Source organism: Streptomyces sp. NPDC001568, assembly GCF_042893755.1.
Taxonomy (GTDB): domain Bacteria; phylum Actinomycetota; class Actinomycetes; order Streptomycetales; family Streptomycetaceae; genus Streptomyces.
This window is the reverse complement of the sequence record NZ_JBIAVF010000004.1, coordinates 38,613-61,835: the sequence shown is the minus strand read 5'-3', so window position 1 is coordinate 61,835 and position 23,223 is coordinate 38,613. Positions and strand designations below refer to the sequence as shown.

General features: G+C 73.0%; 18 protein-coding genes. 8 read left to right on the top strand and 10 right to left on the bottom strand.

Annotated features, from left to right (window positions below):
- Positions 1 to 23 precede the first annotated feature (23 nt).
- Together mltG and ACFY0I_RS08410 are read right to left on the bottom strand one after the other, a co-directional pair.
- On the bottom strand, positions 24 to 923 hold the full coding sequence (gene mltG, locus ACFY0I_RS08415) for an endolytic transglycosylase MltG (RefSeq protein WP_388891965.1): 900 nt from the start codon (positions 921 to 923) through the stop codon (positions 24 to 26).
- 63 nt (positions 924 to 986) lie between these two features.
- The gene (locus ACFY0I_RS08410; protein WP_388891962.1) at positions 987 to 2,888 is read right to left on the bottom strand and encodes an ABC transporter ATP-binding protein; all 1,902 of its coding nucleotides are present in this window, start codon (positions 2,886 to 2,888) and stop codon (positions 987 to 989) included.
- 85 nt (positions 2,889 to 2,973) lie between these two features.
- Between ACFY0I_RS08410 and ACFY0I_RS08405 the strand changes: the two genes are divergently transcribed.
- The 4 genes from ACFY0I_RS08405 to ACFY0I_RS08390 all read left to right on the top strand — a co-directional run bounded on the left by ACFY0I_RS08405 (position 2,974) and on the right by ACFY0I_RS08390 (position 10,436).
- Positions 2,974 to 3,435 carry a MarR family winged helix-turn-helix transcriptional regulator gene (locus ACFY0I_RS08405; protein WP_388891960.1) on the top strand — a complete coding sequence of 154 codons (462 nt, stop codon included), beginning with the start codon at positions 2,974 to 2,976 and terminating at the stop codon, positions 3,433 to 3,435.
- Between the two features lie 63 nt (positions 3,436 to 3,498).
- Positions 3,499 to 6,435 (top strand): FAD-binding and (Fe-S)-binding domain-containing protein, encoded by a 2,937-nt coding sequence (locus ACFY0I_RS08400; protein WP_388891958.1) that lies wholly within the window; start codon positions 3,499 to 3,501, stop codon positions 6,433 to 6,435.
- A gap of 165 nt (positions 6,436 to 6,600) precedes the next feature.
- The gene (locus ACFY0I_RS08395; RefSeq protein ID WP_388891955.1) at positions 6,601 to 8,658 is read left to right on the top strand and encodes an ABC transporter transmembrane domain-containing protein; all 2,058 of its coding nucleotides are present in this window, start codon (positions 6,601 to 6,603) and stop codon (positions 8,656 to 8,658) included.
- Positions 8,655 to 10,436, top strand: a complete 1,782-nt coding sequence (locus ACFY0I_RS08390) for an ABC transporter ATP-binding protein (RefSeq protein ID WP_388891952.1) — start codon at positions 8,655 to 8,657, stop codon at positions 10,434 to 10,436. The genes ACFY0I_RS08395 and ACFY0I_RS08390 overlap by 4 nt, the downstream gene beginning before the upstream one ends.
- Before the next feature lie 209 nt (positions 10,437 to 10,645).
- Here ACFY0I_RS08390 and ACFY0I_RS08385 read toward each other — a convergent pair whose 3' ends face one another.
- Positions 10,646 to 11,821, bottom strand: a complete 1,176-nt coding sequence (locus ACFY0I_RS08385) for a hypothetical protein (RefSeq protein WP_388891948.1) — start codon at positions 11,819 to 11,821, stop codon at positions 10,646 to 10,648.
- A 160-nt stretch (positions 11,822 to 11,981) separates the two neighbouring features.
- The gene (locus ACFY0I_RS08380; RefSeq protein ID WP_388891946.1) at positions 11,982 to 12,773 is read right to left on the bottom strand and encodes a metal-dependent hydrolase; all 792 of its coding nucleotides are present in this window, start codon (positions 12,771 to 12,773) and stop codon (positions 11,982 to 11,984) included.
- A gap of 145 nt (positions 12,774 to 12,918) precedes the next feature.
- Between ACFY0I_RS08380 and ACFY0I_RS08375 the strand changes: the two genes are divergently transcribed.
- The 3 genes from ACFY0I_RS08375 (at position 12,919) to ACFY0I_RS08365 (ending at position 16,975) form a co-directional block, all read left to right on the top strand.
- The gene (locus tag ACFY0I_RS08375; protein ID WP_388891944.1) at positions 12,919 to 15,441 is read left to right on the top strand and encodes a DEAD/DEAH box helicase; all 2,523 of its coding nucleotides are present in this window, start codon (positions 12,919 to 12,921) and stop codon (positions 15,439 to 15,441) included.
- Between the two features lie 127 nt (positions 15,442 to 15,568).
- Complete coding sequence (locus tag ACFY0I_RS08370; RefSeq protein ID WP_388891942.1) at positions 15,569 to 16,471, top strand: acyl-CoA thioesterase; 903 nt, start codon at positions 15,569 to 15,571, stop codon at positions 16,469 to 16,471.
- 105 nt (positions 16,472 to 16,576) lie between these two features.
- Entirely contained in the window at positions 16,577 to 16,975 is a 399-nt protein-coding gene (locus ACFY0I_RS08365; RefSeq protein ID WP_388891939.1) for a YchJ family protein, read from the top strand.
- On the opposite strand, the gene ACFY0I_RS08360 is transcribed toward ACFY0I_RS08365, so the two are convergent.
- Together ACFY0I_RS08360 and ACFY0I_RS08355 are read right to left on the bottom strand one after the other, a co-directional pair.
- A complete protein-coding gene (locus ACFY0I_RS08360) occupies positions 16,939 to 17,694 on the bottom strand; it encodes a DUF6397 family protein (protein WP_388891936.1) in 756 nt (251 codons plus the stop codon). The two genes, ACFY0I_RS08365 and ACFY0I_RS08360, sit on opposite strands and share 37 nt — an antisense overlap.
- 292 nt (positions 17,695 to 17,986) lie before the next feature.
- Complete coding sequence (locus ACFY0I_RS08355) at positions 17,987 to 18,385, bottom strand: roadblock/LC7 domain-containing protein (protein WP_281209658.1); 399 nt, start codon at positions 18,383 to 18,385, stop codon at positions 17,987 to 17,989.
- 106 nt (positions 18,386 to 18,491) lie between these two features.
- Here ACFY0I_RS08355 and ACFY0I_RS08350 point away from each other — a divergent pair, with 106 nt between their 5' ends.
- Positions 18,492 to 18,929, top strand: coding sequence for a PPOX class F420-dependent oxidoreductase (locus ACFY0I_RS08350; protein WP_388891932.1), 438 nt, complete (start codon positions 18,492 to 18,494; stop codon positions 18,927 to 18,929).
- Positions 18,930 to 18,959: 30 nt separating this feature from the next.
- Here ACFY0I_RS08350 and ACFY0I_RS08345 read toward each other — a convergent pair whose 3' ends face one another.
- The 4 genes from ACFY0I_RS08345 to ACFY0I_RS08330 are packed head-to-tail and all read right to left on the bottom strand — an operon-like array spanning position 18,960 to position 23,174.
- On the bottom strand, positions 18,960 to 19,589 hold the full coding sequence (locus ACFY0I_RS08345; protein WP_388891930.1) for an ATP/GTP-binding protein: 630 nt from the start codon (positions 19,587 to 19,589) through the stop codon (positions 18,960 to 18,962).
- The gene (locus ACFY0I_RS08340) at positions 19,589 to 19,990 is read right to left on the bottom strand and encodes a DUF742 domain-containing protein (protein WP_388891928.1); all 402 of its coding nucleotides are present in this window, start codon (positions 19,988 to 19,990) and stop codon (positions 19,589 to 19,591) included. Before ACFY0I_RS08340 ends, ACFY0I_RS08345 begins: the two co-directional genes overlap by 1 nt.
- Entirely contained in the window at positions 19,987 to 20,430 is a 444-nt protein-coding gene (locus ACFY0I_RS08335) for a roadblock/LC7 domain-containing protein (protein ID WP_388891926.1), read from the bottom strand. The genes ACFY0I_RS08340 and ACFY0I_RS08335 overlap by 4 nt, the downstream gene beginning before the upstream one ends.
- The gene (locus ACFY0I_RS08330) at positions 20,430 to 23,174 is read right to left on the bottom strand and encodes a nitrate- and nitrite sensing domain-containing protein (protein WP_388891923.1); all 2,745 of its coding nucleotides are present in this window, start codon (positions 23,172 to 23,174) and stop codon (positions 20,430 to 20,432) included. The genes ACFY0I_RS08335 and ACFY0I_RS08330 overlap by 1 nt, the downstream gene beginning before the upstream one ends.
- Between the last annotated feature and the right edge of the window lie 49 nt (positions 23,175 to 23,223).

Below are 23,223 nucleotides of genomic sequence, written 5' to 3'. Positions count from 1 at the left end.
GGGCCGGGCGCGGCGTCGGAGGCTCAGGTGCCCCGGGTCGGCGGGGCCGAGGTCCCACGGACGGTCGGGGTCGCGCTCGGCCGGGCCGCCGGGGGGCCTGCCGCCGCGCGCAGCCGGTTGAAGTCCGCGACGTGCTTCTTGTGCTCCTCGTAGGTCGCCGAGAAGCGGGTGTCCCCCGGCTTCACCGTGACGAAGAACAGCCAGTCCCCCGGGGTGGGCGCGACCGCCGCCGCCATGGCCCGCAGGCCGGGGCTGTCGATCGGGGTCGGGGGCAGGCCCTGGCGTTCGTAGGTGTTGAAGGGGTGGTCGATCCGGGTGTCGCTGAGCTTGGTGTCCACGGTAGTGCGGTTCAGCGCGTAGTTGATGGTGGAGTCCATCTGGAGCGGCATCGACCTGGCGAGCCGGTTGTGCACCACGCGCGCGACCTTCCCCATGTCGGCGGGGGTGTCGGCCTCCGCCTCGATGATGCTGGCCAGGGTGGCCGTCTGGTAGGGGGTCATGCCGTGCGCCTTGCCGCCGTCGGCGACGGCCTTCGTCGCGAGTTTCTGGTTGGCCGTCCGCACCATGTACGCGAGGAGCGCGCCCGGGGTGGTCTTCGAGGTCACCGGGTACGTCGCCGGGAAGAGGTAGCCCTCGGGATTGCCCTTGGCCTCCGGGGGCAGCTCCAGCCCGGCCGCGGCGACGGCCGCCTTCGTGGAGCCGGCCGGGAGTCCCAGTCCCCGGTCGACCGCGGTGTAGACCTGCGGGGCCCGCCACCCTTCGGGGATCACCAACTGACGCGGCTTCTCGGGCGCCTGCTCCCGGGGGAACAGCGGGAGCATGACCGCCACCCCCAGCGCGATCAGCGTGCCGAGGAAGAAGGCGAGACGGCCCCGGCGAGTGAGCCGGGGGCGGCGCTGTGGCTGCCGGTACTCAAGACGCATACGGGCACGCTAACCGGCGAAGTATGTCATTCCCGGCATTCCACCCTTGCACCGGTCAGATGATCACACGTTCACCGGAGTCGGCGTCTGCTCTTCGACGGAACCCCGCTCGGCCCGACCCGCCTCCGCGACCTCGGCCGGGGCGGGGGTCTGGGTCGCGTCCCGGTCCCGCCGGACCAGCGCGGCGTAGCGACCGTCGGCGCCGATCAGCTCCTCGTGCGTACCGCGTTCGGCGATGCGGCCCCCGTCCAGCACCACGATCTGGTCGGCGTCCCGGACGGTGGAGAGGCGGTGCGCGATGGTGATGGTGGTGCGACCGCGGGAGAGGCGCTCGATGGCCTGCTGCACGGCGTGCTCCGTACGGGTGTCGAGCGCGCTGGTGGCCTCGTCGAGGATGAGCACGGGCGGATCGCGCAGGATGGTCCGGGCGATGGCCAGTCGCTGCTTCTCGCCGCCGGAGAACCGGTAGCCGCGTTCACCGACGAGCGTCTCGTAGCCGTCGGGCAGGGACTCGATGTGGTCGTGGATCTGGGCGGCGCGGGCCGCCTCGACGATCTCCTCGTCGGTGGCCTCCGGCTTGGCGAAGCGCAGGTTGTCGGCGACCGAGGCGTGGAAGAGGTAGGTCTCCTGGGAGACCACGCCGATGGAGCGGGCCAACGAGTCGAAGTCGAGGTCGCGCACGTCCACCCCGTCGAGGGCGATCCGACCGCCGGTCACGTCGTACAGCCGCGGCACCAGGTAGCTCAGGGTGCTCTTGCCGGAGCCGGTCGGGCCGACGACGGCGAGGGAGCCGCCCGCCGGGACCGTGATGTCGATCGCCGTGAGCGTCGGGCCGCTCTTGGCCTCGTACTCGAAGTGCACGTCCTCCAGCCGGACCTCGCCCTTCGCCCGCTCCAGCCGGACCGGGTCCGCCTTCTCGGTGATGTCCACCGGCAGGTCGAGGTACTCGAAGATCCGGGCGAACAGGGCGAGGGAGGTCTGTATCTGCACACCGGTCGACAGCAGGCTCACGGCGGGCCGGAAGAGGCCCTGCTGGAGGGTGACGAAGGCGACGAGGGTACCGACGGAGAGCGAGGGGGCGCCCGTTTGCAGGGCGATGCCGGCCGCCCAGTAGATGAGCGCGGGCATGGCGGCCATGACGATGCCGATGGTGGACATCCGCCAGCGTCCGGCCATGCTGGAGCGCACTTCGAGCCCGACCAGCTTCTCGGACTCGTCGGAGAAGGCGGCGGTGAGGGATTCCGAGCGGCCCATGGTGCGGCCGAGCAGGATCCCGCTCACGGACAGGGACTCGGTGACGGTGGCCGCCATCGCGGCCATCTGCTTCTGCCGCTGCGTCGTGATCCGCTTGCGTTCGTGACCGACCCGACGGCTGATCCACACGAAGACCGGCAACAGCAGCAGGGAGACGACGGTCAGCCGCCAGTCGAGCGCGAGCATCGCGACGACGGAGGCGATGACGGCGGTCAGGTTCGACACCAGGGAGGTCGCCGTGGAGGTGACCGTCGCCTGCATGCCGCCGATGTCGTTGGCGATGCGGGACTGCACCTCACCGGTGCGGGTGCGGGTGAAGAAGGCCAGCGGCATCCGCTGGAGCTGGGCGTAGACGGCGGTGCGCAGGTCGTGCATCACGCGTTGGCCGACGGTGGTGGAGATGTACGTCTGGAGCACACCGAACACGCTGGTGACGACCGCGGTGAGGATCATGCCGAGGGCGAGCAGGCTCAGCAGACCGGTACGGCCCTCGGGTATCGCGACGTCGAGTATCTCCTTGAGCAGGAACGGCGAGGCGACGCCGACCAGCGAGGAGGCGGCCACCAGGGAACCCACGACGGCCAGCCGACCGCGGTAGGGCCGGAAGAGGCCGACGATCCGGCGCAGCTCGCGCGGCCGCTCGGCGGGACCGGGGCGGGTGGGGTCGAGGGCTTCGTTCGATGGTGTCCAATTCGGTTCTTCGGGGCGCATGGGCCTCCTTCTGACGAGACTCCGATGAGCTTAGCTCATTGTTACCTATGCTCACAATGAATCCGGTCCTGGTACTGTTCCCAGTATGAGCACCGGTTCCGAGAGCGACACCACAGACGGCGTCCTCGCCGAGCAGCTGCTGCGTCTGACGCGGCGGCTGCACCGCATACAGAAACGCCACATGGAGCCGCTCGGGATCACCCCGGCGCAGGGCCGGCTGCTGCGCCTCGTCGCCCACCACGGCGGCGAGCGACCGCCCCGGATGGCCGATCTCGCCGCACGTCTGGAGGTCGTGCCGCGGGCCGTGACCACCCTGGTGGACGCCCTGGAGGCGGCCGACTGCGTCCGCCGGGCACCCGACCCGGCGAACCGCCGCGTCATCCGGATCGAGCTCACCGAAACCGGCCGCGCCACGCTGCGCCGTCTGCGCAACGCGCGAACCGACGCGGCAGAGGAGATCCTGGCTCCATTGACCGCCGAACAGCGCGAGGTGCTCGGCGGGCTGTTGAACGCGCTGGCGGACGTCCCGGCGGAGCGCCCCTGCTGATCCGCGCTCCGGCGCCGGGTCGGCCGCTCCGCGGGCGCCGCCGAGACGGACGAGGGGTCGCACATGCCGCTGCTGGAACCGAAGCCCGGCGCACTGCGCCCGCACGGCGCGGGCGGCCCCGCCCCCGACCGGGTGCCGGACCGGCTGGCCGCCGGCACCCCGTACGCCCTGCGCACGGAGCTGACCGAGCTGCTGGGCCCGGAGAAGGTGCTGTGGAAGGTCTCCGACCTGGTCCGCTACGCCACCGACGCCTCGCCGTACCGGTTCGTGCCGCAGGTCGTGGTGGTCGCCGAGGACATCGACGACATCTCCGCCGTCCTGTCGTACGCCCACGGCAAGCAGCGCGACGTGGTCTTCCGCGCGGCCGGGACCTCCCTCAACGGGCAGGCCCAGGGCGAGGACATCCTGGTCGACGTGCGCCGCCACTGGACGGGCGTCGAGGTCCTGGACGGCGGCCGCCGCGCCCGCATCCGGCCGGGCACCACCGTGCTGCGGGCCAACGCCGCGCTCGCCCGGCACGGCCGGATCCTGGGACCCGACCCCGCCAGCGCCATCGCCTGCACCGTCGGCGGCGTCGTCGCGAACAACGCCTCCGGCATGACGGCGGGGACGACCCGGAACGCGTACCGCACCCTCTCCTCGCTCACCCTCGTCCTGCCGACCGGCACCGTCGTGGACACCGCCGACCCGCTCGCGGACGAGGAACTGGCCCGCGCGGAGCCGGCCCTGTGCCACGGCCTGATGGCGATCAAGGCGGAGATCGAGGCCGATCCGGCGCTCGTCGCCCGGATCCGCGCCAAGTACGAGATCAAGAACACCACCGGGTACCGGCTGGACGCCTACCTCGACGGCACCACCCCCGTCGAGATCCTGCGCGGCCTGATGGTCGGCTCGGAGGGCACGCTCGGCTTCATCTCCGAAGTCGTCCTCGACACCGTCCCCCTCGACCGCGAGCTGACGAGCGCCCTGCTCTTCTTCCCCTCGCTGCCCGCCGCGGCGGCCGCCGTCCCGTTGTTCAACGAGGCCGGCGCCCTCGCCGTCGAGCTGATGGACGGCAACACGCTGCGCGCTTCCGTCAGCGTCGCCGGGGTGCCCGCCGACTGGGCGCGGCTGCCCAGGGAAACGGCCGCCCTGCTCGTGGAGTTCCGGGCTCCGGACGCGGCGGGGCGCGCGGTCCTAGAACGGCGCGCCGCCGCGGTGCTGCCCGCGCTGGAGCTCGTGGCGCCCGTCCCCTCGGTGACGAACGCCTTCACCTGTGATCCGAGGACCATCTCCGGCTACTGGAAGGCCCGCAAGGCCTTCGTCACCGCCGTCGGGGGCGCCCGACCCCCGGGCACCACTTTGATCACCGAGGACTTCGCCGTGCCGCCGTCCCGGCTGGCCGAGGCCTGCGAGGCGCTCCTGGCCCTCCAGGAGGAGCACGGGTTCGACGCGGCCGTCGCCGGTCACGCGGCGCACGGCAACCTGCACTTCCTGCTCGCCTTCGACGCCGCGAAGCCCGCCGACGTCGACCGGTACGCGGCCTTCATGGAGGCGTTCTGCCGGCTCACCGTGGAGCGGTTCGACGGCTCCCTGAAGGCCGAGCACTCCACCGGCCGCAACATGGCCCCCTTCCTGGAACTGGAGTGGGGTCCCGGGGCCACCGCGTTGATGTGGCGCACCAAGCGGATCGTCGACCCTGACGGCATCCTCGCCCCGCGCGTCCTGCTCGACCGGGACCCCCGGGCCCACCTGCGCGGTCTGAAGACGATCCCGCGGGTGGAGGCGGTCGCCGACCCCTGCATCGAATGCGGGTTCTGCGAACCGACCTGCCCCAGCGAGGACCTGACGACCACGCCGCGCCAGCGGATCGCGCTGCGGCGCGAGATGGTGCGCCAGGAACCCGGCTCCGCCGTGCTCGACGGGCTGCTCGGGTCGTACGGCTACGACGCCGTCGACACCTGCGCCGGCGACTCCACCTGCAAGATCGCCTGCCCCGTCGGCATCGACACCGGGGCGCTGATGAAGGACTTCCGCCACCGCCGGCACAGCCCGCGCGAGGAACGCGCCGCGGCGCTGGCGGCCCGGCGGTTCCGCGGCGTGGAGGCGGCCGCGCGGCTGGCCGTGGCCGCCGCCGGCGCGCTCCCGGACGCGGTCTCGGACCGGGTGCTGGGCGCCGTGACGGCCGCCGCGCGCAAGGCCGTGCGTCCGGACCTGGTGCCCGCGTGGCTACCGCAGATCCCGGGGGCCGCCGCCCGCCGGTTGCCCGCGACAGATCGGGTCACCGCGACCGCCGTGTACTACCCGGCCTGCGTCAACCGGATCTTCGGCGGCCCGGACGGGCGTCCCGGCCCCTCCCTGCCCGAGGCGGTGGTGGCCGTGTCGGAGCGGGCCGGGAGGCCCGTGTGGATCCCGGACGACGTCGCGGGGACCTGCTGCGCGACGATCTGGCACTCCAAGGGCTACGGGGCCGGCAACCGGGTGATGGCCAACCGGATCGTCGAAGCCGCCTGGGGCTGGACCGCCGGGGGTCTGCTGCCGCTGGTGGTCGACGCGTCCTCCTGCACCCTGGGCATCGCCCACGAGGTGGTCCCGTACCTGACCGACGACAACCGCGAACTCCACGCCGCCCTGCGGATCGTCGACTCGGTCGTCTGGGCGGCGGAGGAACTGCTGCCGCGTCTGGAGGTCCGGCGGACCGTCGGCTCGGCCGTCCTGCACCCCACCTGCTCGATGCGGCACCTCGACGACGAGGCGCAGCTGCGCGCGGTCGCCGAGGCCTGCGCCGAGGAGGTGGTGGTCCCGGACGACGCGGGCTGCTGCGCGTTCGCGGGCGACCGCGGCATGCTCCATCCGGAGCTGACCGCATCCGCGACGGCCGCGGAGGCCCGGGAGGTGACGGCGCGCGCGTTCGACGCGCACCTGTCGGCGAACCGGATGTGCGAGGTGGGCATGGACCGGGCCACCGGACGGAGCTACTACTCGGTTCTGCTCGAACTGGAACGGGCCACCCGCCCCTGAGGCGACCAGGGGTCCCACGCGCCCCGCGGGTGCGCCGGAGTGCGCGCTCCGGAGCGGGAGGGGCTCTTCCGAAGCCCCCGTCCGGGCCGGAAAATCGATTGCCCGGGCCTGGTCCGAAAGGCGAACCTTGCGTGGCTTGAACCACTCGACCAGTCATGGGGCGTCATGCAGATCAGCGATCTTCCGTATCCGGACCCCGGGGTACCCGACGCCCGTTCCGGCCCCCGCTTCCTGCTGTGGCTGGGGAGGGGGCAACTGGGCGGGCAGGCCAAGAGCCTCGCCTGGGGCCTCCTGCACCACTGCGGCATCGCCGGCCTGCCGTTCGCGGTGGGGTTCGGCGTCGAAGCCGTCGTCGAGGGCGACGGCCGGCGCTTGCTCCTCGTCGGCGCCCTGATCGTGCTGCTCGGCATCGCCATCTCGGTGGGCGACGCGATGCTGCACCGCACGGCCGTCACCAACTGGATCACCGCCGCCGCCCGCGTGCAGCAGCTGCTCGCCCGCCGGACGGCCGAGCTCGGCGCGGCCCTCACCCGGCGGGTCGCCGCCGGTGAGGTCGTCGCCGTCTCCACCGGGGTGGTTGACGAACCTGATAAGCCCACCAAGGGCAAGGGGAAACGAACCGATTCCGGGGACGCCCCCGAGATGCGCATGAACGCGGCAGCTATCACGATGGTGTCCACCGGTGACGTGGAGAAGATCGGCTGGTTCGTGGAAGCCGTCTCCCGGTTCCTGGCGGCCGCCCTCGCCATCGTGATCGTCTGCGTGGGTCTCGTCGTCTACGCCCCGGCCCTCGGCGTGGTCGTGGCCGTGGGCATGCCCGTGCTGGCGCTCGCCTCGCTGCCGCTGCTCCCCCGGGCCACCCGGCGCGCCGACTTCCAGCGCGAGAAGGCGGGCCGGGCCACCGAACTCGCCTCCGACACCGTCGCGGGCCTGCGGGTGCTGCGGGGCATCGGCGGCGAGGAACTCTTCCTCGGTCGCTACCGCGAGGCCTCGCAGCAGGTCCGGTCGGCGGCCGTGCGCAGCGCCCGGATGTGGGCCCTGATCTCGGCCATCCAGGTGTTCCTGCCGGGGCTGCTGCTGATCACCGTGGTCTGGTACGGCTCCTCCCTCGTGCTCGCCGGTCGGCTGGACATCGGCGAACTCGTCGCCGTGTTCAGCGCGGTGTCCCTGATGCTGTATCCGCTCAGGAACGTGGAGGAGATCGCCATGGCCTACTCCTTCTCGCGTCCCTCCGCCCAGCGGGCGGCCCGGGTGCTGTCGCTGACGCGCACGGACGCCGAGGCGGAAGCGCGGACCGGCTCGGGCCCGGGCCCGGACCTGGGCAACGGCCCGGATGCCGTGGTTCCGGACGCGCCCGCTCCGGGCGGCGACCTGTACGACCCCGAGACCGGGCTGCTGGCTCCGGCGGGCCGGCTCACGGCCGTCGTGTGCGGGGACCCGGACGTGGCGGGCCGGCTCGCCGAGCGCCTGGGCGGACAGCCCGTACCGGCCGCCGGTGGCTCGTCCGCGGAGCCGTCGGTGCTGCTCGGCGGGGTCGCGCTGGACGACCTCGCGCTGGACACGGCGCGCACGCTGGTCCTCGTACAGGACAAGGACCCGGTGCTGCTGTCCGGAACCCTGCGCGAACTGTTCGACGTACCGGCCTCGGGCGCAGTGGAACCCGCTGCCGCGTTGGCCGCGGCGCAGTGCGGTGACGTACTGGAGGCCCTGCTCCTGTCGGCGCCCGACGGGGTCACCGACCCGATGGACGCCCGGATCACCGAACGCGGTCGGTCCCTGTCGGGCGGGCAGCGCCAGCGCCTCGCGCTGGCCAGGTCGCTGGTCACCGACCCGGAGGTGCTGGTGCTGGACGAGCCGACCTCGGCCGTCGACTCGCACACCGAGGCACGGATCGCCGACGGGATCACGGACCTGCGCGCCGGTCGGACCACGGTGGTCCTGGCGTCCTCGCCGCTGCTCCTGGACCGGGCCGATCGGGTGGTGCTCGTCCACGAGGGCCGCGCCCTGCCCGCGGGGACGCACCGCGAACTGCTGCGGGACGAACCGCGCTACCGGGCGGTCGTCACCCGCGAACCCGACCGGCCCGAACGGCCCGAACGGCCCGACCAACCCAATCGGATCGACGGGACCGACCGGAGCGACAGGGCCGACCGGACGGACCGGCCCGGAACCGAGTTGGCCGGGTTGGAAGAGGCACTCACAGAGATCGAGGAATCCGCATGATCGGCGTGGCGCCCCCGGAGTACGATCCGGCGGCCCCCGAGACGGCCGCGACCCTGCCCGTGGGCTCGTCGGCGACCGTACGGGGCTATGTGCGCGGCCTGTTCCTCCGCCACCGGCGGGCGTTCCTGACCCTGGTGACGGTCAACGCCGTCGCGGTGATCGCCTCCATGGTCGGCCCGTACCTGCTGGGTCGGGTCGTGGACGAGCTCTCGGCGGGGGCCCGCGACCTCCATCTGGAGCGCGTGGGGCTGCTGTTCGCGCTGGCCCTGGTCGTCCAGACCTGCTTCGTGCGACTGGTGCGGCTGCGTGGGGCCGTGCTCGGTGAGGAGATGCTGGCCGACCTGCGCGAGGACTTCCTGGTGCGCTCGGTCGGCCTGCCGCCGGGCGTCCTGGAGCGGGCGGGGACGGGCGACCTGCTGTCCCGCATCACCACCGACATCGACCGGTTGGCCAACGCCATGCGCGAGGCCGTGCCGCAGCTCGCCATCGGCGTGGTGTGGGCCGGACTGCTCTTCGGGGCCCTCGCGGTGACCGCGCCTCCGCTGGCCCTGGCCGCGCTGGTGGCCCTGCCGGTGCTGGTGATCGGCTGCCGCTGGTACTTCAAGCGGGCGCCGTCGGCGTACCGCTCGGAGGCGGCCGGGTACGCGGCGGTCGCGGCGGTGCTCACCGAGACGGTCGACGCCGGGCGCACCGTCGAGGCGCACCGTCTGGGCCGGCGCCGGATCGGCCTGTCGGAGCAGCGGATCAAGGAGTGGACGGCCTGGGAGCGGTACACCCTGTACCTGCGGACGGTGCTCTTCCCCGTCATCAACGTCACCTACGTGACGATCCTCGGCTCGGTGCTGATGATCGGCGGCTACTGCGTGCTCCGGGGATGGATGTCGGTCGGGCAGCTGACCACGGGCGCCCTGCTGGCGCAGATGATGGTCGATCCGATCGGCCTGATCCTGCGCTGGTACGACGAACTGCAGATCGCCCAGGTCTCGCTGGCGCGGCTGGTGGGCGTCCACGAGATCGAGCCTGCGGCGGGCGACGGCGCGCTCGCCCCGAAGGGCCGCGAGGTCCGCGCCGACGAGGTCCACTTCGGCTATCGGGAGGGCGTGGACGTCCTGCACCGGGTGTCGATGTCGGTGCCGCCGGGCACGCGGATGGCGCTGGTCGGCCCGTCGGGCGCGGGCAAGTCGACGCTGGGCCGGCTGCTGGCGGGCATCTACGCGCCCCGGACCGGCGCGGTGACGCTGGGCGGTGCGCGGCTGTCGGGCATGCCGGCGGAGCGGGTCCGCGAGCACGTGGCCCTGGTCAATCAGGAGCACCACGTGTTCGTGGGTTCGCTGCGGGACAACCTGCGCCTGGCCCGGACGGGCGCGGATGACGCCGAACTGTGGGCGGCTCTGGGAGCGGTGGACGCGGACGGTTGGGCCCGGTCCCTGGAGTCCGGGCTGGACACCGAGGTCGGCTCGGGCGGCAGCGCGCTGACCCCGGCGCAGGCGCAGCAGGTCGCGCTGGCCCGGCTGGTGCTGGCGGATCCGCACACGCTGGTGCTGGACGAGGCGACCTCGCTGCTGGACCCGCGTGCCGCCCGGCACCTGGAGCGTTCGCTGGCCCGGGTGCTGGACGGCCGCACGGTCATCGCGATCGCCCACCGCCTGCACACCGCGCACGACGCGGACGTGATCGCGGTGGTCGAGGCGGGCCGGATCAGCGAGCTCGGCTCGCACGACGAGCTGGTGGCGGCCGACGGGGCGTACGCGGCCCTGTGGCGTTCCTGGCACGGCTGACGGGGCCGCGCGAACTGACGGGCCGACGGGCCGACGGGCCGACGGGCCGACGGGCCGAGCGGTGGCAGGCCGGAGGTCCGGGCGGCCGGGCGGCGCCCGTGGTGGTCCCGGCCCGTCGTGCGGACCTGCGCGGGCCGGCAGCCGTGCGGACCCGTGGTCGGTCCGCCGGCCCGACCGGCACCATCCGAAAGGGACGAACCAGCCGGTCGTCACCCGCGCGCGGCCGGCCGGGTCGCCGCCACGGGTTCGTACGCCTGCCGGCCCGCGCAGGTCCACACGACGGGGCGGGCCACGTTCCCGGCGTCCAGTGCGACCCCGCCGACCCGGTCGTCGTCGCCGACGGCGTGGGCGGCGGAGTGGCCGGTGGGCGTGAGGCCGGGAAGGATGCGCATCGGGCCGCCGCCGGTCCAGTACTGGGCCCGGACGACGGTGTCCTCGGGCGGGTTGTAGGTGGTGGCGGCGCCGACCGAGACCCCGGTGCGGGGGCTGATGTCCTCGAAGGTGCCGCTGGTGCTCCCGGCGGGCAGGGGCACGTGGGAGGGCTCCGTGTACGGGGCGGTCCACTGGAGCGGGGTTTCCCGCATGGCCCGGGTGTACCAGTGGTGGCCGACGATCCGGCCGCTCTCGTCGATGGCCTGCGGCCTGTAGTACTCGTAGTCGCCGCCGACGGGCTGGAGCAGCACGGGAGCGGCTGCGGCCTCGGCGGACCAGAGCAGGCCGGGATTCATGTCGTACGGTTCCTCGTCGTTGCCGGTGGGTCCGGAGCCGTGTCCCGTGATCTGCCCGGCGTTGTTGATCCCGGTGACCTCTTCGAGCCGGAAGCCGCGCGGGACGGTCAGTTCCCTGCGCAGGGCCGGGCCGGACCATTCGAGGCCGGTGCCCGCACCGGTCGAGGGGTCGTGGCGGTGGCCGACGACGTGGCCCCGGTCGTTGACGGCGGTCGCGTACTGCCCGCCCGGCAGCAGCGTGACCGCCCGTGTGCCCGGCCGGTAGCTGAAGGCCTTGCGGCCGCCGGGGCCGGTGAGCGTGCCGACCATGAGGCCGAGGCGGTTGACGGCCTCCACGCTGCCTCCGGTGGCTCCCGCCGGCAGCGGTACGGCGCGCACGGCGGTGCCGAGCCAGTAGGCGGGCTTGTCGTGGGACACCCCGACGGACAGCCCGAGCGGTCCGATGCCGTTCACCTGGTCGGTGCGCGGCCGGGGATTGCCCTCGCCCGATCCCGGCAGCGACTCCAGTACGCGCAGCGCCGGCCTACAGGTCGCTGCGGTGTCCGGCGCGGCCCCGTCGGTCGCCCCCGGGTCCGCGTGGGCGGGTGGGGCGAGGGCGAGCGCGGCGAGGAGCATCCCCGCCACACCCGCGCAGAGCGTTCTGCCGGTGCTGCCCATGCGTCCCCCCGGACGTCCTGCGAGCCGGCGGCTCCGACGGCCCGTCGGGGCACATGGTGTCCGTCCGGGACACGCCTGACCGGACGGCCTCACGAAACCGGCCACGGCCCGCCCCACGGCGGACAGCCCCCGGCCCACCGGTGCCGGGTCGCGCCTCGCCCTAGAAGAGGTTCAGGGCGGCGGCGCCGCCCACCCCGCCGAGCAGCATGAACACGGGCATCAGGACCTTCAGCTCGACCCAGCTGCCCGCGCGAAAGCGCATCATCTTGGGCGGGCCGATCGGGTACCAGCGCTTCCCGGCGATCGGCAGCGGCCACAGGATCGGGCAGCCGGACACGGTCAGGGCGTCGCCGATGTCGTGGACCAGCGCGCCGAGCAGGATGGGCAGGCCCAACCACAGGTACTCCTGGCCCGGCTCGGTGAACAGCCAGCCCGCGCCGTTGCCCGGCTGGTCGAGGACCCCGGCCAGGATCCACGCGCTGGTCGCGCCGAGCAGCCAGACCAGGACGTCGCTCGACATCCGGGCCGCCCGCCACAGCAGCCCTTCGACGGCCAGCACGAGGTGTACGAAGAGCAGCGCGAGGACGCCCCAGCGGTCGGTGGTGACCGCGAGGGCGGAGGATCCCCCACCGATGAGGACGGCCCAGAGCCAGGTGTGTGTCAGGGTGCGGTGACCGCCGGTGCGGCGGGCGTCGCGCGGGGAGCGGGTCGCCTTGTACACGGCGTACGAGATCTTGTCGACGACCTCGCACAGGACCCTGGAGAGGGGACCGAAGGCGCGGGAGATCGTCGCGGATTTGTGGTCGAGGTCGGGGGCGAGGGCCGCGCCCGCGCAGATGAGCGCCCCGACGACGAGAACCGGCCACGGCATCGGCTGCCCGTAGGCGGCCGCTGCGGCGCCCACCCCCAGCCAGGCCGCTGCTCCCGACAATGAGTGCGCCGGACCCATCATGCTCGTTCCCCACCCCGGTAACTCGGTGTTGGGGCCCTGTTGAGGGAGTCGATCGGGCCGCCCGGACGGCCCAGCGTACCGGCGGTGATCTTCCTCTTGTCCGCCGGTTCCCGGATCCGGGGGGAAGCCAGGCAAGATGGGGGGTGTGACCCTCATTGATCAGCTCCCGCCGAACGCCGACCCCGATGCCCTCTTCGAGGCTTTCTCCTCGTGGGCGGAGGAACAGGGCATCACCCTGTACCCGGCGCAGGAGGAGGCACTGATCGAGGTCGTCTCCGGGGCGAACGTGATCCTCTCGACTCCGACCGGCTCGGGCAAGAGCCTCGTCGCGGCGGGCGCCCACTTCACCGCGCTGGCCCAGGACAAGGTCACCTTCTACACCGCTCCGATCAAGGCGCTGGTGTCGGAGAAGTTCTTCGACCTGTGCAAGATGTTCGGCACCGAGAACGTCGGCATGCTGACCGGTGACGCCTCCGTGAACGCGGACGCCCCGGTGATCTGCTGCACGGCCGAGGTGCTCGCCTCCATCGCCCTGCGCGACGGCAAGTACGCGGACATCGGCCAGGTCGTCATGGACGAGTTCCACTTCTATGCCGAGCCGGACCGGGGCTGGGCCTGGCAGATCCCGCTGCTGGAGCTCCCGCAGGCCCAGTTCGTCCTGATGTCGGCCACTCTCGGCGACATGAAGCGGTTCGAGGAGGACATGACCCGGCGCACCGGCCGGCCCACCTCGGTGGTCCGCTCGGCGACCCGGCCCGTCCCGCTGTCGTACGAGTACGTGACCACGCCGATCACCGACACCATCACCGAGCTGCTGGAGACCCGGCAGTCCCCGGTGTACATCGTGCACTTCACCCAGGCCCAGGCGGTCGAGCGGGCGCAGTCGCTGATGAGCATCAACATGTGCACCCGCGAGGAGAAGGACAGGATCGCGGAGCTGATCGGCAACTTCCGCTTCACCACGAAGTTCGGCCAGAACCTCTCCCGCTACGTCCGCCACGGCATCGGCGTGCACCACGCCGGCATGCTGCCCAAGTACCGGCGCCTCGTCGAGAAGCTGGCGCAGGCCGGTCTCCTGAAGGTCATCTGCGGTACCGACACCCTCGGCGTCGGCGTGAACGTACCGATCCGCACGGTGCTGTTCACCGCCCTCACCAAGTACGACGGCAGCCGGGTCCGCACGCTGCGCGCCCGCGAGTTCCACCAGATCGCCGGCCGCGCCGGCCGGGCCGGCTTCGACACGGCCGGGTTCGTGGTCGCGCAGGCGCCCGAGCACGTCATCGAGAACGAGAAGGCCCTGGCGAAGGCGGGCGACGACCCGAAGAAGCGCCGCAAGGTGGTCCGCAAGAAGGCCCCCGAGGGCTTCGTGGCGTGGTCGGACACCACCTTCGAGAAGCTGATCGCCGCCGATCCGGAGCCGTTGACCTCGCGCTTCAAGGTCACCAACATCATGCTGCTGTCGGTCATCGCCCGTCCGGGCGACGCCTTCAAGGCGATGCGCCACCTGCTGGAGGACAACCACGAGCCCCGCAAGGCGCAGCTGCGGCACATCCGCCGGGCGATCGCCATCTACCGTTCGCTGCTGGACGGCGGTGTCGTCGAGAAGCTCGACACCCCGGACGCCGAGGGTCGCACCATCCGGCTCACCGTCGACCTCCAGCAGGACTTCGCGCTGAACCAGCCGCTGTCGACGTTCGCGCTGGCCTCCTTCGACCTGCTGGACCCGGAGTCCCCTTCCTACGCCCTGGACATGGTCTCCGTCGTCGAGTCGACCCTGGACGACCCGCGCCAGATCCTCGCCGCCCAGCAGAACAAGGAACGCGGCATGGCGGTCGGCGCGATGAAGGCCGACGGGATCGAGTACGAGGAGCGGATGGAGCGGCTCCAGGAGGTCACCTACCCCAAGCCGCTCGAAGAGCTGCTGCTCCACGCCTACGACGTCTACAGCAAGAGCCACCCGTGGGTCCGGGACCACCCCGTCTCCCCGAAGTCGATCATCCGCGACATGTACGAGCGGGCGATGACCTTCACCGAGTTCACCTCCTACTACGAGCTGGCCCGCACCGAGGGCATCGTGCTGCGCTACCTGGCCGGCGCGTACAAGGCGCTGGACCACACCATCCCGGACGACCTGAAGTCCGAGGACCTCCAGGACCTCATCGCCTGGTTGGGCGAACTGGTCCGCCAGGTCGACTCCAGTCTGCTGGACGAGTGGGAGCAGCTGGCGAACCCGGAGGTGGAGACGGCGGAGCAGGCCCAGGAGAAGGCCGACCAGGTCAAGCCGGTCACGGCGAACTCCCGCGCGTTCCGCGTGCTGGTCCGCAACGCCATGTTCCGCCGGGTCGAGCTGGCGGCCCTGGACCACGTGAACGTGTTGGGCGAGCTGGACGCCGAGTCCGGTTGGGACGCCGACGCCTGGGGCGAGGCCATGGACGGCTACTGGGACGAGTACGACGACCTCGGTACCGGCCCCGACGCCCGTGGTCCCAAGCTCCTGCAGATCGAGGAGGACCCGGCGCACGGGCTGTGGCGCGTCCGCCAGACCTTCGCCGACCCGAACGGGGACCATGGCTGGGGCATCAGCGCCGAGGTCGACCTCGCGGCGTCCGACGAGGAGGGCCGGGCCGTGCTCCGGGTCACCTCGGTCGGTGAGCTCGGCCAACTCTGACCCGGGCCCGTACGCACCCGTCCCGCACGACGCGCCCCCAAGACCCGCCGGACCCTCAGCACCCGACGCAGCCCCGGCATCCGATGGACCCGCCGTTCCCGCCGGACCCGACAGTGGAGAACCTCTGATGACGAACCCCGCCGAGAGACTCGTCGACCTGCTCGACCTGGAGCAGATCGAGGTCAACATCTTCCGGGGCGCGAGCCCGCAGGAATCGCTCCAGCGCGTGTTCGGCGGGCAGGTCGCCGGGCAGGCGCTGGTCGCGGCCGGCCGCACCACCGAGAGCGACCGCCCGGTCCACTCCCTCCACGCGTACTTCTTGCGTCCGGGCATCCCCGGCGTGCCGATCGTGTACCAGGTGGAGCGGGTGCGCGACGGGCGTTCCTTCACCACGCGTCGGGTCACCGCGGTCCAGCAGGGCAAGACCATCTTCAATCTGACCGCCTCCTTCCATCACCCCGAGGAGGGCGGCATCGAGCACCAGCTGCCCCCTCGCCTCGATTTCCCGCACCCGGACGCCCTCCCGAAGGTCGCGGACGAGATCCGCGAGCACCTGGGCGCGCTGCCCGAGGCGCTGGAGCGGATGGCCCGTCGCCAGCCCTTCGACATCCGGTACGTGGACCGGCTGCGCTGGACCCCGGAGGACCTCAAGGACGCCGATCCGCGCAGCGCGGTGTGGATGCGGGCGGTCGGCCCCCTGGGCGACGACCCGCTCGTACACACCTGCGCCCTCACCTATGCCAGTGACATGACCCTCCTCGACGCCGTGCGCATCCCCGTCGAACCCCTGTGGGGCATGCGCGGTTTCGACATGGCCTCCCTGGACCACGCCATGTGGTTCCACCGGCCCTTCCGGGCCGACGAGTGGTTCCTGTACGACCAGGAGTCGCCCATCGCCCACGGTGGTCGCGGGCTGGCCCGGGGCCGGATCTACGACGTGGAGGGCAGGCTGCTGGTCTCCGTGGTCCAGGAAGGCCTCTTCCGCCCGTACGCGCCCGACGCGGCAAAGCCGGCCGTGTCACCCCAGTAGCCACGCGGTAGCCGGCCCTTCGCGGCAGTGCCCGCGATCACCGCGGTGGGCGTCCACCGCGGTGGCTCCCGTCCGCCCTCCTCACCGGAAGAACCGAGCGCACCCATGCCCACCCCGGCCCTCCCCTGTCCTTGCGGCCTGCCCGCCGCCTACCCGGCGTGCTGCGGTCGCTTCCACGCGGGCGGCCGGGCGCCCACCGCCGAGCTGTTGATGCGTTCGCGCTTCAGCGCCTTCGCGCTCGGCGACACCGCCTACCTGATGCGCTCCTGGCACTCCTCGACCCGCCCGGGCCGACTCGACCTGGATCCCGAACAGCGCTGGGAGCGGCTGGAGATCCTCGCCACCGCGCGGGGCGGCATGTTCGAGACGGAGGGTTCCGTGGAGTTCCGCGCGCACTACCGCGAGGCCGGACACACGGGCTCGCTGCACGAGCACAGCGCCTTCTCCCGCGAGGGCGGTGCCTGGGTCTACGTCGGCCCCCTGTCCCCCGTCGCGTTCGACTGACCTCGGGCCCCGGCCAGGGCGAGTTCCAGGCCGAGGCGGTACCGCTCGATCTCGTCCGGCGGCTGCGCCCGCAGGAGCCGCCGTGCCACCGCCGCGGCCGCCGGTACCTGCGGGTGGCCGTAGGGCGGGGGCGGCGCGAGGGCGGCCAGCACGATCCGCTCGGCCGGATCCGGTACCGCGGCCCGGACGTGCTCCTCGGGAAGCACGGAGGCCAGCACGGCCGCCCGCTCCCACGGGTCGGAGGTCCGTCTCAGCAGGAGGCCCACGTGCCGGCCGCGCCAACCGACGGGCCGCAGGTCCACCCGGGCGGCGATCAGCTCCCGGTCCTCATCGGACGCGGCCCCGCGCAGCACCCCCGGCCACTCAGCGGCGAACTCCCTGAGTTCCGCGCCCAGATAGAGCCATACGACGGTGCGGTACCGGTTGACCCGGTACCCGACCGGGGTGACATGTCCGCAGCGCGCGAGACGGGTGAACCGGCTCGGCCCGATCCCCAGCAGCCTCGCTCCGGCATCGGCCCCGGCCAGCGTCTCGACCCGGGCGCGCAACGCGTCCGGGAAGCCCTCGGCCGCCTTGACGCGGTCCAGTTCCGCCCGGGTGAAGCGGGCCGCGCCTCCCGGCGCCCGCGGGCCGGCCCGTACCAGTCCCAGTTGCACGGCGCGCGCGAACTCCGCCCGCCCCAGACCCAGTTCCCCCGCCGCCCGGACCCCGCCGAGCAAGGCGTCCGACCTCGGTTCCCCCCGAGGGTCCACCTCCTCGCACACGACCCGCCCGGTTGTCGCCGCCGGTCGTACACGGACCACAGCGGCCGTTTCCGGGAGCGCGTCCCCGTCAACGTCGATCCCAACGTCAACGTCATCGTCAACCTCGACGTCCGCTTCCGTCAGGGTGTGCATCACGGTCTTCATCACGGTCCTCCCCCACGAGTGGCGATCACTCTGCGTGAAGACCGTAACTCAGCGCGACGAATCCCCGCCGGCCCTGTGGACAACTCCGACCGACCCCCGAAAATCAGCCTCCGGTGATCCGCCGCTCCGCGACGCCCAGGTGCTCACCCACCCGGTTGACCAGCAGCGTCATCTCGTACGCGACCTGGACGATGTCCGCCTCCGCGGCACTGAGGGCGCACAGGCAGCTGCCCGAGCCCGCCGCCACCACGAAGAGGAACCCCTCGTCGTACTCCACCATCGTCTGACGCACCTCACCCGCCCGGAAGTGCCGCCCGGATCCCTTCGCCAGGCTCTGGAGACCGGCCGCCACGGCCGCCAGGTGCTCCGCGTCCTCCCGCGCCAGTCCCGCCGTGGCCGCCGTGACCAGGCCGTCGTTCGACAGCACCACCGCGTGCCGGACCTGCTGGACCCTGCGCGTCAGGTCGTCCAGCAACCAGTCCAGTTGCTTGTCCAGTGCCATTTCCAGCCCCTCCCCGTCGACGCGGCCGACATGGCCGCGCCCCACCCCGCGTAGTCGTTCCGCCAGCCTTCCCCACCAGGGGCTTTCCGGCAAGGAGGATGGAGCCATGGCACAGAAGATGACTCAAGAGGAATGGCGGGCGTTCGTCTCCCACGGCACCCGCACCGGAAAGCTGGCGACGGTCCGCGAGGACGGAAGCCCGCACATCGCTCCCATCTGGTTCGTACTCGACGGCGATTCCTTCCTGTTCAACACCGGCAAGGACACCGTCAAGGGGCGGAATCTGGCCCGTGACGGCCGGGTCTCCCTCTGCGTGGACGACGACCGTCCGCCGTTCGCCTACGTGGTCCTCCAGGGCCGGGCCACGATCGCCGAATACGCCGACGACCCGCAGGAGACCCTGGATTGGGCCACCCGGATCGCCGCGCGGTACATGGGTGAGGAACGCGGCGAAGCCTTCGGCCGGCGCAACGCCGTGCCCGGCGAACTCCTCGTCCGCGTCTCCATCGACAAGGTGATCGCGACGGCCGGTGTCGCGGACTGACGCTCCGGCGAAGCCGGCCGTGGGGTCCGTCTACTGCCCCACCGAGTCGAGCAGCCGGGCGGTGTGCATCCGCCCGGCGTACTCGACCAGCCTGATCAGCACTTCCTTCCCCGAGTCCTTGTCCCGGGCGTCGCACAGCACCACCGGCGTCCCCTGATCCAGGTCCAGCGCCCGCGCCACCTCGTTCGCCCCGTAACGCCGGGCGTTCGTGAAGCAGTTGACGGCGACCACGAAAGGGATCCGCCGGTGCTCGAAGTAGTCGACCGCCGGGAAGCAGTCCTCCAGCCGTCGGGTGTCGGCCAGCACGACGGCCCCCAGCGCGCCCTGCGACAGCTCGTCCCACAGGAACCAGAAGCGGTCCTGGCCCGGTGTCCCGAACAGGTACAGCGAGAGCCCCGCCCGGATGGTGATCCGGCCGAAGTCCATGGCCACGGTCGTCGTGGTCTTCTGGTCGACCCCGCCGGTGTCGTCGACCAGTTCGCCCGCCTCGCTCAGCAGTTCCTCGGTCCGCAGGGGCCGGATCTCGCTGACGGCGCCCACGAGGGTGGTCTTGCCCACCCCGAAGCCGCCGGCCACCAGGATCTTCAGCGCGAGCGCGGCCAGGTCCCCGTCCGTGCCCGAACCCGCGGCCCGCGCGGGCCCGTCGTCGTGCAGTCCCATCACAGCGCTCGCAATCCCTCGATGACTTCACGCAGAATCCGCTCGTCCGGCAGTTGCGCCGGCGGCACCGGCCGGCTCACCTTGACGTGGCCCGCCTCCAACAGGTCCCCCAGGAGCACCCGCACCACGCCCACCGGAAGGTCCGCGTCCGCGGCGAGTTCCGCCACCGACTGCGTCTCGGAGCGGCACAGTCCGAGCAACGCCCGGTGTTCCGGCCCGAGCAACGCCTCGTCCGCTTCCGCGGAGGCCACCGGATCCACCACGACCAGCGCGATCAGGTCGAAGCGGACCCCGTGCGGCCCGGGCTTGGTGCGCCCGCCCGTCATGGCGTAGGGGCGTACGAGGGGACCCGCCTCGGCGTCGTACCACCGGCCGTCCACGTGCCGGGCCGCCGCCGTCACCCTGCGGACGGCGGTTGCGCCGCGAATCGGGCCGGTGTGTAGAGGTGTTCGCCGACCCGCTTGACCAGCCGGGCCATCTCGTAGGCGACCAGCCCGATGTCGGCGCCGGCCGCGCTGAGGACGGCCAGGCAGGAACCGTCCCCGGCCGCCGCGACGAAGAGGTAGCCCTCGTCCATCTCCACCATCGTCTGGCGCACGCCCCCGGCGTGGAAGTGCCGTCCCGCGCCCTTGGCGAGGCTGTGGAACCCGGAGGCGACGGCTGCCAAGTGCTCGGCGTCCTCCCGGCCGAGCGCGCTGGACGAACCCACCGCCAGCCCGTCGTTGGACAGGACCACCGCGTGCCGGACCTCCCGTACCCGCATCACCAGGTCGTCGAGCAGCCAGTCCAGTTCGCCGGACCGGCGGACGCCGTCGAGGTCGATCCCGTGGTGTTCGCTCATCACACTTCTCCTTCGCTGCCTGCGTGGGGGGAGTTCTCCCGGGTGCCGCGCGCCCAGCCGTCCCGGTAGGCGGCCATCCGGTCCCGGGCCTCTTCGGGGCTGCGCCCCGGCGGCTCCTCGACCCGCACCGAACCCGCGGGCGCCTTCGACTCGGGGGCTTCGCGCAACTGCGGTACCAGGCTGGCCTGACGGACCCGGCGGGGCAGCTCGGTCACCGACGCGGAGGCGGAGGCGGACCCGGAAGCGGAACCGGGGCCGGGGCCGGACGTCCGGACCCCGGACCCGTCGGAGCCCGGTGCGGGAGCGGAATCCGGGGCCACGAGCGGGACGGAAGGCCCGGGCGCCGGCGACGGGTGGGTACGGGTGGCCGCGCCCCCGGGGCCGCGCGTCCGCAGCGAGGCCACCGGGGCGGGCCGTTGCCGAGGGCTCTCGGCACCGGAGGCCGGGGCGGCGGCCCGGTCCCGTTCCGGGGCGGGCAGGCCGCGCACGGGTTCCCGTACGACGCTCATGGCCGGTGCCCGCGACGGCACCCGGGCGGCTTCCGCCGATGGCTCGGCGGGTTCCCGCGGCGCGGCCGCGGCGGCGGGCGGTCCGGCGATCGCGCTCTGGAGCAGGGAGTTGGGCAGCAGGACCACCGCGGTGGTGCCCCCGTAGGGCGAGGTGCGCAGGTGGACCTGGATCGCGTGGCGGGTCGAGAGGCGGCTGACCACGAAGAGCCCGAGGCGGTCGCTGTCGAAGAGGTCGAGGTCCTCGGAGTGCTCGATCCGCCGGTTGGCCGCCGCCAGCACCTCGCGGCCCATGCCGAGACCGCGGTCCTCGACCTCCAGGACGTAGCCGGTGCCGACGGGCTCGCCGCTGACCCGGACCTTGGTGTGCGGGGGCGAGAACTGCGTCGCGTTCTCGATCAGTTCGGCGAGCAGGTGGGTGAGGTCGGCGACCGCGCTGCCGGAGACGGCCCCCTCGGCCAGCCCTCGCACCTCGACGCGTTGGTAGTCCTCGATCTCGGAGACGGCCGCGCGGACCACGTTGGTCAGCGGTACCGGCATCCGCCACGCGCGCCCGGGGGCGGCGCCGGAGAGGATGATCAGGCTCTCGGCGTGCCGGCGCATCCGGGTGGTGAGGTGGTCGAGGCGGAAGAGGTCCCCGAGTTCGCCCGGGTCGTCCGCCCGGCGCTCCATGGAGTCCAGCAGGGTGAGCTGCTTGTGGACGAGGACCTGACTGCGGCGGGCCAGGTTCACGAACACCCCGCTGACTCCGCCGGCGAGTTCGGCGCGCTCGACCGCGGCGCTGAGGGCGGCCCGGTGGACGGTGGAGAGCGCCTCCCCGACCTGGGTGATCTCGTCGTCGGCGGGCCGCCCGGGCGGGGTCTCGGCGTCCACGTCGACGGTCTGTCCGGCACGCAGCCGGTCCATGGCGTGCGGGAGTTCGCGGTGGGCGATGCGCAGGGCGGTGTTGCGCAGCGACACCAGCTCCACGACGAGGGCCCGGCCGATGCGGACGGAGATGACGAGGGAGGCGGCGACGGCGACCAGGCCCAGCAGCACGGCGGCGCCGGCGGGACTCAGCGCCCCTTCGGTGAACGGATCCGCCCGGTCGGCGGCTTCGGCCCGGGCGGCTTCGCGGATCTCCTTCATCGAGGCGCTGATCCCCGTGTACGCCGCCTCCCAGCCGGCGGGGACGCCCGCCGCCTCGCGGGCGGCCGGGTTGGCGCTGCCGTTGGCGTTGGCGTTGGCGCTGCCGTTGGCGTTGGCGCTGCCGTTGGCGTTGGCGTTGGCGCTGCCGTTGGCGTTCGCCGTCGGGGCGGCCGTCGCCAGTACCCGGTCCTCGGCCCCGGTGAGGTCGGCGTAGGCCGCGCTCCTGGCGGCGGCGTCCCAGGCTTCCCGCCCGGCGGCGGGCAGGTCCCCGGCGGCGGCCGTCGTGAGCGCGCGCCGGGACTCCACGGTCCCGGCCAGGCGGCGAAGCGTTTCGGCGCTCCGCTGGCCCGGCAGGGCGAGCAGGGCGTCCTCGCGCGCCAGCAGTTCCCCGGCGCGGGCGAATTCCAGCAGGACGCGGGCGTCGGAGCCGAGTTCGGGGTTCCGCCCGCCGGAGAGGGCACCTTCGACGATGAGGGCGGACTCGGTCAGGCGCGTGTACGTCGCGTAGGCCGCCTCCGGGGTCGCGCGGCGGTCGGTGATGTCCTTGCGGGCGGATGCGAGGCCCTCCGCGGCGGTGACGAAGTCCCCGAGCGGGGTGACGATGTCGGCGCCGTAGTCCCCGGAGTCGGCGACGGTGTGCCGGTCGCCGAGCCGCAGGCTCCGTACGGCGTCGTCGGTGCGCCGGGCCTGCTGCGCCAGGGCGGCTCCCTGGTCGGCGGCGGGGTCGGCCAGGAAGCGGACGGCCGCGCGGCGTTCGGCCTGGAGCTCGGCGAGAGCGGCGGCGACGGGGGTGCGTATCTCGGCGTCGACCTGGCGGATCCTGCTGATCGCCGCGATGTCCTGGGCGGTGCTGACGGTGGCGAAGGCCCAGAGGGCGAGCAGCGAGACCACCGGGACCATCAGCAGCGAGACGATCTTCGCTCGGACGGTGGCGGGCCGCAGCCGGAGCCGCGGTCGCGCTCCGCCACCGGCCGGACCCGCGCCGGGGCCGACGGCCCGCTCCTCCTCGGACTCCTCGGCCGGGGGCCCCGCGTGCGCCCGGCGGCCGCGCTCGGGGGGCGCGGGCAGCCGCTGGGCGGCGGCTTCCGGTCTGGTGCGGGGTGTGCGCATGGGCTCCTCGTTCCGGGCGGTGCGTACGAAGGTCGGGGTGCGGGGCTGA

What these genes read in the sequence shown, in the direction of transcription:
- mltG (WP_388891965.1), bottom strand. Translation starts at nt 923, where the DNA reads ATGCGTCTTGAGTACCGGCAGCCACAGCGCCGCCCCCGGCTCACTCGC.
- ACFY0I_RS08410 (WP_388891962.1), bottom strand. Translation starts at nt 2,888, where the DNA reads ATGCGCCCCGAAGAACCGAATTGGACACCATCGAACGAAGCCCTCGAC.
- ACFY0I_RS08405 (WP_388891960.1), top strand. Translation starts at nt 2,974, where the DNA reads ATGAGCACCGGTTCCGAGAGCGACACCACAGACGGCGTCCTCGCCGAG.
- ACFY0I_RS08400 (WP_388891958.1), top strand. Translation starts at nt 3,499, where the DNA reads ATGCCGCTGCTGGAACCGAAGCCCGGCGCACTGCGCCCGCACGGCGCG.
- ACFY0I_RS08395 (WP_388891955.1), top strand. Translation starts at nt 6,601, where the DNA reads ATGCAGATCAGCGATCTTCCGTATCCGGACCCCGGGGTACCCGACGCC.
- ACFY0I_RS08390 (WP_388891952.1), top strand. Translation starts at nt 8,655, where the DNA reads ATGATCGGCGTGGCGCCCCCGGAGTACGATCCGGCGGCCCCCGAGACG.
- ACFY0I_RS08385 (WP_388891948.1), bottom strand. Translation starts at nt 11,821, where the DNA reads ATGGGCAGCACCGGCAGAACGCTCTGCGCGGGTGTGGCGGGGATGCTC.
- ACFY0I_RS08380 (WP_388891946.1), bottom strand. Translation starts at nt 12,773, where the DNA reads ATGATGGGTCCGGCGCACTCATTGTCGGGAGCAGCGGCCTGGCTGGGG.
- ACFY0I_RS08370 (WP_388891942.1), top strand. Translation starts at nt 15,569, where the DNA reads ATGACGAACCCCGCCGAGAGACTCGTCGACCTGCTCGACCTGGAGCAG.
- ACFY0I_RS08365 (WP_388891939.1), top strand. Translation starts at nt 16,577, where the DNA reads ATGCCCACCCCGGCCCTCCCCTGTCCTTGCGGCCTGCCCGCCGCCTAC.
- ACFY0I_RS08355 (WP_281209658.1), bottom strand. Translation starts at nt 18,385, where the DNA reads ATGGCACTGGACAAGCAACTGGACTGGTTGCTGGACGACCTGACGCGC.
- ACFY0I_RS08350 (WP_388891932.1), top strand. Translation starts at nt 18,492, where the DNA reads ATGGCACAGAAGATGACTCAAGAGGAATGGCGGGCGTTCGTCTCCCAC.
- ACFY0I_RS08345 (WP_388891930.1), bottom strand. Translation starts at nt 19,589, where the DNA reads ATGGGACTGCACGACGACGGGCCCGCGCGGGCCGCGGGTTCGGGCACG.
- ACFY0I_RS08335 (WP_388891926.1), bottom strand. Translation starts at nt 20,430, where the DNA reads ATGAGCGAACACCACGGGATCGACCTCGACGGCGTCCGCCGGTCCGGC.
- ACFY0I_RS08330 (WP_388891923.1), bottom strand. Translation starts at nt 23,174, where the DNA reads ATGCGCACACCCCGCACCAGACCGGAAGCCGCCGCCCAGCGGCTGCCC.